Below are 11,682 nucleotides of genomic sequence, written 5' to 3'. Positions count from 1 at the left end.
TCTAGATTTGAATTGTATTGAAAATGAAAAACGCTTCTTCGATTGAGGAAGCGTTTTTTTATGGATTAGTAAAAGGAAGGTAAACTGGTTAAAATTGTGCTGATGCTTATTTAACAAATCTAAAATGGCCTTCGAGGTTCACGCTACTTCTTTGCCCTCTTGGGCTTTGTGCGTCGGCAAATGACCCAAATGCCGTTACTTGGCCTGCTTTTACATCAATTACCTGACTCACCGTAAAGCCTGTTTCCTCTATCCAATTCAAAAAGTACTGATGTTCGTTGAGCTTTTTCAAAAATACTTGCTCTGTGCCTTCTTCTACTTTCCCATCAGAAGAAGTCGTTTTCCAGTGCAACGTGCTATCCGTCAGATACGATACTTCCGCCTTAAATGTCGGATACTCCAATACGGCATTCTTTCCAACTAAACGGTAGTCTTCCCCTTGCCCGACAGAATCCGAAACGCTTGTACTGGCCGTACTTGTTTGCCCTTCATGCTTCGGCTGGCACGCCGCAAACAACCCCGCCACAGCGAAGCTTACTAATATTTTTTTCATGTTGTAAGGTTTAATTAGAAAAGATAATTAGTTATTTTTTTAAAGCATCAATACTTTCTTCCAACGTATTCAGTGGTGCATAACCTTGTTCTATAACAGTGAGTGCCCCATTCTTTTCTACGAGCATTGTCGGGTAAGCCTGCGCATATTGCGTCGCTTTCCTAAAGGTTTGAAGCGTACTTTGGCGTACTGCTTCCGAACCAAAGGCCTCTAAAAACGCTGCTTGCGAAATCCCTAAGCCATCACAAAGCGGAAGATAAGTAGCTGTCAAATTCAAATCTTTTCCATTATAATAACGTGCCTTTTGAACAGCTACCATAAAAGGAATACTTTGCGCTGGAGCTATTTTTTGCACCGCAACAATGGCTCTTGACGGTATTTCACTATCCAAGACGAGTTCTTTTTTCAGCAATTCCATGTAGGCTGTTCCAAACGTTGCGCCTGTTTTTTTCGCAATTGCCTCATCATGGCGCATAAAGTAATTAACCATCTGTGGAGATTGTTTCCGTACATTATCTCCCGCCCACATACCACCAGGAATTACTTCAAAATCAACCGTACTTTTATATTTTTCATACAGTTTTAAGACGTTATCTTCATTACCATAACACCAACCGCACAAAGGGTCCATCACATAAATTACTTTCATTCTTTTTGGTAAACTATTACGCTTTTGTGCCTTGCAGGTTACGCCATAAAGCCCCCAACAACACAAAAGACTTATCCATAAAACATATTTCATATTACTGCATGGCATCTACCACAGACTTACTGTCAACAAATTGTTCAAACGCCCTAATCTTACCGTCTCTCAACTGCCAAACATGGGTAGCACGAGCCGAAAAAGAAACATTGGTCGCCTTGTAAGTACCTTTATACGTCCCGATGGCAACTACTTTATCTTCACTGGACACATAAGTCTCCACTTCAAAACGAAAGTCTTGCCAGTCGCTATCCAAGCGGCTAAATACATGGGCTTGCACCGAGGACAAACCCACATACGTCCCCGCATACGGAAACCCTGCTGCTTCTGTCCAACGAATATCTTCCGCCGAATGAGCCGAAAGGGCTGCACCTTGTTCCGACGCGCTTGCCCCTTCGTAAGTACTTCGTATAATGGCTAAATTTGTCATAATCCTATCAGCCTTCAAACGTATTTAGTCCCAATTATTACTTGATGATACCGAATATTTGCCCGCTCCCGTAAAAAACAACGTTACCGAACCCAACAAATAAAGCATCAATAATTCATTCGCATAGCCTCCATGTTCGCTAATGCTAAATAATTCCTTGCTATGCACCATGCCAATGGCGACCACGCACGTAATCCCAAAAAACACGCTCGCTATACGGCTTCTCCAGCCCAACAATATCGCCAACGGCGCAATTACTTCACCGATATACACCGCATAACCAAACAAACCCATCGTTTCGGTCAGAAACGAAATACCATGAAGTACTTTCGCTACGCCATGAAACAACATCAAGCCTCCCAAGCTGATACGCAGCACTAACAATCCTAAATCTGTGTTCTTTTGCATTCTTTTTTTATTTAAATCAATGGTACAAAACTCTACATATCTACTTGTACAAAAATTGAACAAGTTCAATAAATGGTATATCTCCCCAAAAACAAACAGCATCAGCATTTAACTATTCGGTCGAGGCCGTGCCGCTTTCCGCCTTATTTTACTCAAAAACTCATGACTTATTCCCAGATAAGCTGCGATTTGTATGTTGGTAAGTCTTTGACCAAGAGAAGGATATTTTTCCATAAATTCCCAATAACGTTGTTCTGCTGTCTTGCTCATGTTATCAATGACGCGCCGTTGCAACGCAGTGTGTGTCTTTTGTGTCATTATCCTAAAAAGTTTTTCTACTATTGGATAATGTTCGTACGCAAAATCTTTATCTTTTTTACTAATAAGCCATATTTCGCTATCTTCAATGGCTTCTATAAACAATCGCGATGGTTCTTGATTCATAAAACTGTCTATATCCGTAATCCACCAGTCTTCCATACCAAAATATAGAATCTGTTCCGTTCCTTTGGCATCAATATGATATACTTTAAAAAGCCCTTTAGTTACAAAGGCTTCAAACTTGCATACTTCGCCTTTTCGTAATAGAAATTCTTTTTTATGAATTTGTTGAAAGCTAAACAAATCACAAAATTGCTTTATATCAGCTGGCGAACTGGATATATGACGAGATATATTAAGAAAAAGAGCTTCTATCATGGCCTCTTGATGGGATTAACGCACCAACATAAAACACTTACTAAATAGTTTTGTTCATTATCTCTTTATTTCTCTTTTACCAAAGCGATATTACTGCGTACTTCTTTATAAATTATCTAGCATAACGGCATGAAAATCTAGCATAACGGCATGAAAATCTAGCATAACGGCATGAAAATCTAGCATAACGGCATGAAAATCTAGCATAACGGCATGAAAATCTAGCATAACGGCATGAAAATCTAGCATAACGGCATGAAAATCTAGCATAACGGCATGAAAATCTAGCATAACGGCATGAAAATCTAGCGCAACGGCATGAAAATCTAGCGCAACGGCATGAAAATCTAGCGCAACGGCATGAAAATCTAGCGCAACGGCATGAAAATCTAGCGCAACGGCATGAGTATCGGGCGCAACGGCATGAGTATCGGGCGCAACGGCATAAGAATTGGGCGCAACGGCATAAGAATCTGGCGCAACGGCATAAGAATCTGGCGCAACGGCATAAGAATCTGGCGCAATGGCATAAGAATCGGGCGCAATGGCATAAGAATCGGGCGCAATGGCATAAGTATCGGGCACAATGCCTTAGTAAATACGCATTGTTGTGTATTTCATTGAACTTTTCTCTGTAAAAACGTATTTTTGATGCCAATAATCAATCCCAAAACATCAAAACCATGACATTCGAGCAGTATTGCCAGTATTTCGAAACCATTATTAACAAACACAACGAAGAGCAAGCCGCTCCTTACGACAAACCCGAATACATCGACTATACACGCCTGAATTGGGCACGCATGACGCGCTGGCTCAAGACCGCGCACCTCACCGACGCGCTCAAAGCGGCCTTACACAACATCAAAACCCCGCAACACTGGATTATTATTACCGAACCATGGTGCGGCGATGCGGCGCATTGCGTTCCGTTTTTGCATTTGGCCAGCCAACAAAACCCATTGATTGCGGTTACTTATGAGTTGCGCGATGCCGAGCCGTTCCGCATCAACGATTATCTTACGCGCGGCGGCAAAGCAATTCCAAAACTCATCGTTAAGGATGCGCACGGCCACGATCTAACGACATGGGGGCCACGTCCTGCCGCTTGCCAAGTCGTTTACGACGCACTCAAAGCCGAAAATGCCGATTTCGAACGCGTCAAAACAGAAATACAGATGTGGTACAACCACAACAAAGGCGTTGATATTCAACAAGAACTCACAGACCTGTTTAATAAATAATTGATAGTTCATTACCAATAAAAAATCCCTCCCCATCGTAGCAATGAGGAGGGATTTTTGAGTTTTAATCAATAAAATATTTAGACCAAACCTTCGCGCAAAAGGTCGTGCAAATGCACAAATCCAGCCAGTTGCCCGTCTCGCAACACCACCAACTGCGTAATGTTGTAATGTTGCATTTGTTCTAAGGCTTTCACGGCGTACTCATCGGCTTCGATGGTTTTGGGAGTCGTGTTCATTAGGTCGGTTGCCTTAATTCCCGAAAGGTCAGTATGTCTGTTGAGCATACGACGAATGTCGCCATCGGTAATAATTCCCAACAATTTACTGTCCGTATCCACGACCGCTGTCGCGCCCAAACGTTTGGACGTTATTTCCATAATGATTTCTGAAACAGTGGCCTGTGGGTTTACGGTCGGCAAATCATGCTGCCCAAAAAGGTCGGCCACGCGCAAATACAGGCGTTTGCCAAGCGTTCCGCCTGGGTGATAACGTGCAAAATCTTCGCTGGTGAAGTTGCGAGCCTCCAACAAACAAACCGCTAAGGCATCGCCTAATGCTAAAGCGGTGGTTGTGCTGGTCGTGGGGGCAAGATTGAGCGGGCAAGCTTCAGAATCTACGCTGGCATCCAAAATAAAGTCAGATTGTTGTGCCAAATAAGAATTTTTGTTGCCTACCAACGCCGCCATTTGTACGCCTGTGCGTTTGAGCAAAGGCACTAACATTTTGATTTCGGGTGTATTGCCGCTTTTGGAAATGGCAATGACAAAATCATTGGCCTGAATCATGCCCAAATCGCCGTGAATAGCGTCGGCAGCGTGCATGAAAAGGGCAGGAGTACCCGTAGAATTGAGGGTTGCAACGATTTTTTGGGCGATAATGGCACTTTTGCCAATTCCTGTAATGACAACTCGCCCCGCACAATCCAAAATAGCTTCGACACAAGCCTCAAAATCACTGTCTTGAAGCAAAGATGCTAATTGCAACACGGCTTCTGCTTCTTTTTTTAAAACATTTGTTGCAATCTTGTGAATATTTATTTGTAGTTTCAATGTTAGAATGAGTTAGGGGGAACAAATTGTTTCGTAAGTAAGATTTTATATACAAGTAATAGTATTTTTTGTCGAGTAATTTATTATCTTTGGTTCATTACAGAAAACCACAAGGAAAACTACAAAACATAACGCACCGTCAGCAAAGTATATGTAATGAAATTTTCAAATCGGATTTGGCCGAAACCTATTCTTGGGCGTAAATTTACACAAAATATACAGCTAACAACCGTTTTTTTAATCAACGACATCTATTAGTTCACAATGATATTAGAAGAACCCATCACCACCGAACGACTAAAAAACAAATTACGTGAAGTATTTGGTTATAATCAGTTTCGTGGCGAGCAAGAAGCCATTATCAAACATATTTTAGAGGGAAGAAATACTTTTGTGATAATGCCCACTGGGGCTGGCAAGTCGCTTTGTTATCAATTGCCTGCGCTCATGTGTACGGGGACGGCCATTGTCATTTCGCCGCTTATTGCGCTGATGAAAAATCAGGTTGACCAACTCAATGCCGTTGGTGTAAACGCTCAATTCCTGAACTCTACGCTTTCTAAAGGCGAGATGAACAAGGTAAAAAAAGAAGTGTTGAGCGGAGAAGTAAAGCTGCTGTATGTTGCCCCTGAGTCACTTACTAAAGAAGAAAATATTGCCTTTTTGCAGAAAGCGAATATTTCGCTGGTGGCCATCGACGAGGCGCACTGTATTTCGGAATGGGGACACGATTTCCGCCCCGAATACCGCAAAATCAAAAATATCGTGGACATGCTCGGTAATTTGCCTGTCGTAGCCCTTACCGCAACGGCTACGCCCAAAGTGCAAATTGATATTCAGAAAAACTTGCAGATGGAAGAGGCGGCAGTGTTTAAGTCATCGTTCAACCGCAAGAATTTACTTTACGAGGTTCGCCCCAAAGTCAATAGCAAAAAGCAGCTTATCAAGTTCGTGAAAGCCAACAAAGGCAAATCAGGCATTGTGTATTGTTTGAGCCGCAAAAAAGTAGAAGAAATCGCTGAACTTTTGCGCGTGAACGATGTAAGAGCTTTGCCATATCATGCGGGTTTGGACGCGTCCGTGCGCATGAACAATCAAGATTCGTTCCTTAACGAGCAAGCCGAGGTAATTGTGGCTACTATCGCTTTCGGAATGGGCATTGATAAGCCCGATGTGCGTTTTGTGATTCACTACGACGCGCCAAAATCGTTGGAAGGTTATTATCAAGAAACGGGTCGTGCGGGTCGCGATGGGCTGGAAGGTACTTGTATCATGTTTTACAGCTACGACGACATCCTAAAATTAGAAAAATTCAATAAAGATAAATCCGTAACAGAGCGCGACAACGCCCGCAATTTGTTGCAAGAAATGGCTGATTATGCAGACTCTTCGGTTTGTCGTCGCCGCCAATTGCTGCATTATTTTGGGGAAATGCTCGACAAAGATTGTGGTTTTTGCGATAACTGCCTTAAACCCAAAGAGAAATACACGGTAGAAGATGAAGTGGTAATGGCACTCAATGCCGTTGTGCAAACCGACGAACGCTTTGGTATTGACCACTTGTGCGACGTACTGACAGGTACTGAAAATGACTACGTGAAAAGCTACAATCACAACCAATTGCCGATTTTTGGCAAAGGTGCAGAACATGAGACAAAATACTGGTATTCGTTGCTGCGCCAAGTGATGTTGTATGATTTTCTGGAAAAAGACATCGACAATTACGGAATATTGAGACTTTCGGACAAAGGTCGTGCGTATTTGGCCGCGCCGTACATGGTAACACTTTCCAAAGACCACGAGTACTCGGACGAAGAAATGGAGGAAGAAGTAGAGGAAGACCGCAATAATTTGGCGGCCAAGTCTTACGACGAAGCCTTATTTGAGATGCTCAAAAACTTGCGTAAGCGCGTAGCCAAAGAGAAAAATTTGCCGCCTTACGTGATTTTCCAAGACCCATCTTTGGAAGAAATGGCCACCACGTACCCGATTACGGCGCAGGATTTGAGCCAAGTCAATGGCGTGGGAATGGGCAAAGTGAACAAATTTGGCAAGCCATTTATTGACCTGATTCAAAAATACATCGAAGAAAACGACATCGAAACGGCTTCGGAAGTAGTGATAAAGTCGGCGGTGAACAAGTCCAAAACCAAGATTTTTGTGATTCAACAGATTGACCGACAGGTGGATTTGGAAGAAATTGCCGAGTTTCAGAATATGTCTATGCCCGAACTTATCGAAGAGATTGAACATATTTGTTATTCGGGAACGCGCCTTGATTTGAGCTACTACATCGACCAGATTTTGGACGAAGAACGTCAAGACGAAATTTTTGATTATTTCATGAATGCCGAAACCGACAGCATGAAAGTAGCCATGGATGAACTGGGGAGCGAATACTCAGAAGAAGAATTAAGGCTGATGCGAATACATTTCTTGTCGGAAGTAGCCAACTAAAATTTAAAATAAAAAAGGTGCTGAAATCAAAAGATTTAGCACCTTTTTTTTAACCGAGAGTACATAGAAATTTAATTTTAAAACCAATATATATTTTTATTTTTTGGTGAAAATTGTTGTAATTGCGACACTGAATACACCAAAAATCATTTTAATTTAAAACTCATATTTGAGATGAAGACAAAAGACGAAATTGTAGAAAACTGGTTGCCGCGTTATACGGGTATGGCACTCGACGAGTTTGGCGAATATATTTTACTTACCAACTTTGGAAATTATGTGGAGCTATTCGCCGAGAAATTTGGCGTGAGTATCACGGGTAAAGATAAGGCAATGCAAGCAGCTACCGCTCAAAACATAACCATCATTAACTTTGGTATGGGTAGCCCGATGGCCGCAACGGTTATGGATTTGCTCAGTGCCATTAAGCCTAAAGCAGTATTGTTTTTGGGTAAATGCGGTGGTTTGAAACGCAAAACACAAATTGGAGACTTGATTTTGCCGATTGCAGCGATTCGCGGCGATGGTACAAGCAACGATTATTTGCCGCCCGAAATTCCTGCTTTGCCTTCGTTCCGTTTGCAACGCGCCGTGTCGTCTATGATTAAAAAACACGAATTAGACTACTGGACAGGTACGGTTTATACCACCAACCGCCGCGTATGGGAACACGACGAAAAATTCAAAGATTATTTGCGCGAAATTCGTGCGATGGGTATTGATATGGAAACGGCTACAATTTTTGTGGTTGGTTTTATTAACGAAATTCCACACGGTGCATTGCTTTTGGTATCGGATAATCCAATGATTCCAGAAGGCGTAAAAACATCGGAAAGCGACAAAAAAGTAACTTCTGGTTTTGTGCAAAAACACTTAGAAATTGGCATTGATTCGTTGAAAGAATTAGCTAATTCGGGCGAGTCTGTGAAGCACTTACGTTTTGAATAACAGCCATTTTAGTTAAAAAAACAATAAAAAAATCCCCCAGCAAATCAGTATTGTTGGGGGATTTTTATTGTTGTATTGAAGTTGTTTTATTTGCCGTTGTGTTGCGGTGCTTTTACGATTTTAATTTCCACTTTACGGTCTTTTTGTTTGTCGGTATCAGACTTGATTTTGCCTTCGCGGAGCAATTGTCCAAAGCCTTTGGCTACCACTCTACGGCGCAAAACGCCTTTGCCTGTCATGTATTTTAGCACTTCTTTGGCACGGCGATTCGATAATTTAAGGTTGTAATCTTTATTGCCGTCTGAATCCGCATAACCATCTACTTCTACGGCTACGCTCGGATATTCTTTCAACTGCGCAATTACTTTATCCAAAGCAGCATAATATTCGGCTTTCAAATCAGCTTTATCCGAATCGAAGTAAATGCGTGTAACGGCCTTGTAAACAGCTGCTTCAGGTTGTTTGCCTTCCAACATTACAGGGCGATTTTTGTGCAAATCTGCCGAGTCAGTATAAAGGACAGGGGCTGTATAAATCGTGTCGTTGCCTACGATCATTGGCACGAGCTTGTCTTTTTCGTCAAAGAAAAATGTAGCCGTAACGGGCGGCTCGGCAATGGCCGAATCTTTGAAATTCACTTTATCCAAAGGATTTACTTTAAACATCAAATCCAAAAGATATTCAAATGCAGTGCTATCGCTGGCTGCAATTACGTTGTCCATCAAATCGTACACATCTAAGCTATCGCGCACCAACATCGCTTCGTTAGCCATGCGCGGCGTAACCTTGATTTTCTCCGAACCGCCGTTTGGATTTACGTCTTTGAAGGCGTTTTGTACGGTAACTTGCTGACCTACCACCACATCAAACTGTTTTACAGGTTTTAAGTGGATTTGTTGGTAAAGCTCATGGAAATACGTTTGGTCTGGAATATTGATGTTAATCGTGTGTGGTACATAACCTTTTGCTTCCACGATCATATCATAATTTTTGCCAGGAGGGAAGATAATCAAGTAGTTACCTGTTTTGCGGTCTGGGTGATAAACCCCTTTTACCAATTGCTTGGTTGCTTTGTCAATTACTTTGATTTTGGTCGGAACGGGCTTGAGCGAGTCGCCAGCCAACACGCGACCTTTAACGAGTGTCAGCGGAACTACGTCTTGTTCTTCAGGAATACCCAAGAAATAAATGTCTTGGCCGCCAAATCCGCCTGGGCGGTCGGAAGAGAAATAGCCTTTTTTGCCGTCGGGCGACACTACAAAGAAATTGTCGTTGTAAGTGCTATTGATGGGATAGCCCATATTGGTTGGCTTCGTGAATTTGCCATTGACCATAATGGTTTTGAAAATATCGTCATTGCCCATTGAGTTGTGGCCGCTCGAATGGAAATACAATGTTTTTTTGTCTGGGTGAATAAATGGAGCTTCTTCGTCGTACTTGGTGTTTACTTCTGCGCCTAAGTTTATGGGATTTGCCCAACGACCATTTTTGTCTTTTTCTATTTTGTAAAGATCTTGTCCGCCGAAGCCGCCAGCACGATTACTTGAGAAATACAAAACTTGCTCATCTGAGCTAAGACTGCCGCTGTTTTCTAGGCCAGCCGAATTAATTTTAGATTCAAAGGCACGCAAGTTCACTACTTTATTGTCGTCAATGTCGCCGATATAGAGGTCTCCACCGCCGTTGGTCGCGCCTACAAACAAAATGATTTTTTGTGCATCGGGCGTAAGTGCCACAGAAGCAACATTATAATCACAACCTTCTAAGCGTTTGGGGCTTGTCCAAGTTGTACTGCCGCTCTCTTTGCGTGCATATAAAATACATTCAGCTTCTCGACTTTCGCCAGATTTTGGGTCAATAACGTTGATAGGACGCAAAGTTGTATAAATCAACAAATCTTCTTCGCCATTGATGATAGGGCTGTATTCTGTGTACTTAGTGTTGATTTCAGAACCCATATTTTGGATAACAACCTCCAATGGTTTTTTCATCAATACCACACCACTACGACACATTTCTACTTGGCGGTAAATGGTTTTTAGTTCCGCCGAGTTTTTAGGTAAGATATTTTTGTATTTGGTATAAAGATTTATAGCCTCTTCAAAGCGATACGCTTTGTGATAAAGCTGCGCAAGGTCGCGGGGGAGCGTTGTGGGAATGTCTTCGCTGCGGCTTGGTAATGCAAATTCAAAATAAGGAATCCCTTTTACTTGTTCGTTGGGGTTGCTTGATTGGGCATAGCAATATCCCAAACCATAATTGACAAGCGTATCGGTAGGGTACTGCTTGTATAATTCGGTAAAAGAAGCGGCTGCTTGCTCGTATCTGGCCAAATTCATGTCCTGAATGGCTTTGTCTAATTTTTTTCTTGCAGGGCCATCGCCAATTTGTGCATAGAGGGTATGTGTTGCCAACCAAAAGGAAAGAAGTAGAAATGTAAATTTTTTAATCATAGCAAAAAAACATCGTTATTTGAAATATGCAATCGCCGAAATATATAATCTTTTGTTTAGAAATGGTAGAAAAAAGTCCAATATTTCAGTAGAAGTATTGAGTTTCGGCGTAATATTTTGGGCTGTTTATAAAAAAGCCTTCCTTCAAATTGTTGAGAAGGAAGGCTTTTGAATGAAATTTAGAATATATTATTTACCAGTCAAAATCATTTGTCGAGTAGCGACCCCTTCCGCAGACATTACTTTCAAAATGTATGCGCCTTGTGGATACGCACTCAAATCTAATTGTAACACGGCTTCTTGACTTACTACTTGCTCGCCTGACAGCACTTGTTTGCCTACACTATTGTAAACAACATAGTTCACAGCACCACTCAAGCCTGCTACATTAACTAGACCCGTCGTTGGATTTGGATAAACACTTAATTGTGCTAGCTCCTGACCCAAACGCGCAGCACCTGTCGTAAACGTACTGATAGAAGACCATTCGTTCCAATCTTCCGCCACTGGCAAACAAGCATTACGAACACGCCATTCATAAGTAGTATTTGGGGTAAGACCCGTTACGCGGGCAGCCAAAGTTGGCGCTCCATAACCTGTAGATTGATAGCCGTACCAAGTACTTGTACCCTGTACTCGGTAATGGATTTGGTACATGTAGGTATTGGTGGTGTAAGATGGCCAGTCAAATCGAACTGCTGTCGCACTTGGTGTTGCGGTAACAGTAAGTGGCGC

12 protein-coding genes are annotated in these 11,682 nt (G+C 42.2%); 3 read left to right on the top strand and 9 right to left on the bottom strand.

Annotated elements, in window-relative coordinates; all coding sequences use genetic code 11:
- Positions 1 to 106: 106 nt before the first annotated feature.
- The 6 genes from BM090_RS09250 to BM090_RS09225 all read right to left on the bottom strand — a co-directional run bounded on the left by BM090_RS09250 (position 107) and on the right by BM090_RS09225 (position 3,378).
- Positions 107 to 553, bottom strand: a complete 447-nt coding sequence (locus tag BM090_RS09250) for a MoaF-related domain-containing protein (RefSeq protein WP_091511366.1) — start codon at positions 551 to 553, stop codon at positions 107 to 109.
- Between the two features lie 31 nt (positions 554 to 584).
- Positions 585 to 1,202, bottom strand: coding sequence for a DsbA family protein (locus tag BM090_RS09245; protein WP_221405371.1), 618 nt, complete (start codon positions 1,200 to 1,202; stop codon positions 585 to 587).
- Between the two features lie 94 nt (positions 1,203 to 1,296).
- On the bottom strand, positions 1,297 to 1,686 hold the full coding sequence (locus tag BM090_RS09240; RefSeq protein WP_091511363.1) for a nuclear transport factor 2 family protein: 390 nt from the start codon (positions 1,684 to 1,686) through the stop codon (positions 1,297 to 1,299).
- A 24-nt stretch (positions 1,687 to 1,710) separates the two neighbouring features.
- Positions 1,711 to 2,094, bottom strand: coding sequence for a DoxX family protein (locus BM090_RS09235; protein ID WP_091511359.1), 384 nt, complete (start codon positions 2,092 to 2,094; stop codon positions 1,711 to 1,713).
- 108 nt (positions 2,095 to 2,202) lie between these two features.
- Positions 2,203 to 2,793 carry a Crp/Fnr family transcriptional regulator gene (locus BM090_RS09230; RefSeq protein WP_091511356.1) on the bottom strand — a complete coding sequence of 197 codons (591 nt, stop codon included), beginning with the start codon at positions 2,791 to 2,793 and terminating at the stop codon, positions 2,203 to 2,205.
- A gap of 105 nt (positions 2,794 to 2,898) precedes the next feature.
- Positions 2,899 to 3,378, bottom strand: a complete 480-nt coding sequence (locus BM090_RS09225) for a hypothetical protein (protein ID WP_091511353.1) — start codon at positions 3,376 to 3,378, stop codon at positions 2,899 to 2,901.
- Between the two features lie 98 nt (positions 3,379 to 3,476).
- Between BM090_RS09225 and BM090_RS09220 the strand changes: the two genes are divergently transcribed.
- Complete coding sequence (locus BM090_RS09220) at positions 3,477 to 4,037, top strand: thioredoxin family protein (protein ID WP_091511350.1); 561 nt, start codon at positions 3,477 to 3,479, stop codon at positions 4,035 to 4,037.
- Between the two features lie 80 nt (positions 4,038 to 4,117).
- On the opposite strand, the gene BM090_RS09215 is transcribed toward BM090_RS09220, so the two are convergent.
- Complete coding sequence (locus tag BM090_RS09215) at positions 4,118 to 5,089, bottom strand: KpsF/GutQ family sugar-phosphate isomerase (RefSeq protein WP_091511346.1); 972 nt, start codon at positions 5,087 to 5,089, stop codon at positions 4,118 to 4,120.
- Positions 5,090 to 5,353: 264 nt separating this feature from the next.
- Here BM090_RS09215 and recQ point away from each other — a divergent pair, with 264 nt between their 5' ends.
- A complete protein-coding gene (gene recQ, locus BM090_RS09210) occupies positions 5,354 to 7,546 on the top strand; it encodes a DNA helicase RecQ (RefSeq protein WP_091511343.1) in 2,193 nt (730 codons plus the stop codon).
- A gap of 174 nt (positions 7,547 to 7,720) precedes the next feature.
- Positions 7,721 to 8,494, top strand: coding sequence for an AMP nucleosidase (locus BM090_RS09205; protein WP_091511340.1), 774 nt, complete (start codon positions 7,721 to 7,723; stop codon positions 8,492 to 8,494).
- A gap of 86 nt (positions 8,495 to 8,580) precedes the next feature.
- Here the strand turns inward: BM090_RS09205 and BM090_RS09200 are convergent, their stop codons facing one another.
- Positions 8,581 to 10,947 carry an OmpA family protein gene (locus tag BM090_RS09200; protein WP_091511337.1) on the bottom strand — a complete coding sequence of 789 codons (2,367 nt, stop codon included), beginning with the start codon at positions 10,945 to 10,947 and terminating at the stop codon, positions 8,581 to 8,583.
- 189 nt (positions 10,948 to 11,136) lie between these two features.
- A partial coding sequence (locus BM090_RS09195) for a T9SS type A sorting domain-containing protein (RefSeq protein WP_143083893.1) occupies positions 11,137 to 11,682 on the bottom strand: 546 nt, incomplete at its 5' end.

This window comes from Flexibacter flexilis DSM 6793 (assembly GCF_900112255.1).
In the GTDB taxonomy this organism is placed as follows: Bacteria; Bacteroidota; Bacteroidia; order Cytophagales; family Flexibacteraceae; genus Flexibacter; species Flexibacter flexilis.
This window is presented reverse-complemented; position numbering and strand designations above follow the sequence as displayed.

What these genes read in the sequence shown, in the direction of transcription:
- BM090_RS09250 (WP_091511366.1), bottom strand. Translation starts at nt 553, where the DNA reads ATGAAAAAAATATTAGTAAGCTTCGCTGTGGCGGGGTTGTTTGCGGCG.
- BM090_RS09245 (WP_221405371.1), bottom strand. Translation starts at nt 1,202, where the DNA reads ATGAAAGTAATTTATGTGATGGACCCTTTGTGCGGTTGGTGTTATGGT.
- BM090_RS09240 (WP_091511363.1), bottom strand. Translation starts at nt 1,686, where the DNA reads ATGACAAATTTAGCCATTATACGAAGTACTTACGAAGGGGCAAGCGCG.
- BM090_RS09235 (WP_091511359.1), bottom strand. Translation starts at nt 2,094, where the DNA reads ATGCAAAAGAACACAGATTTAGGATTGTTAGTGCTGCGTATCAGCTTG.
- BM090_RS09230 (WP_091511356.1), bottom strand. Translation starts at nt 2,793, where the DNA reads ATGATAGAAGCTCTTTTTCTTAATATATCTCGTCATATATCCAGTTCG.
- BM090_RS09220 (WP_091511350.1), top strand. Translation starts at nt 3,477, where the DNA reads ATGACATTCGAGCAGTATTGCCAGTATTTCGAAACCATTATTAACAAA.
- recQ (WP_091511343.1), top strand. Translation starts at nt 5,354, where the DNA reads ATGATATTAGAAGAACCCATCACCACCGAACGACTAAAAAACAAATTA.
- BM090_RS09205 (WP_091511340.1), top strand. Translation starts at nt 7,721, where the DNA reads ATGAAGACAAAAGACGAAATTGTAGAAAACTGGTTGCCGCGTTATACG.
- BM090_RS09200 (WP_091511337.1), bottom strand. Translation starts at nt 10,947, where the DNA reads ATGATTAAAAAATTTACATTTCTACTTCTTTCCTTTTGGTTGGCAACA.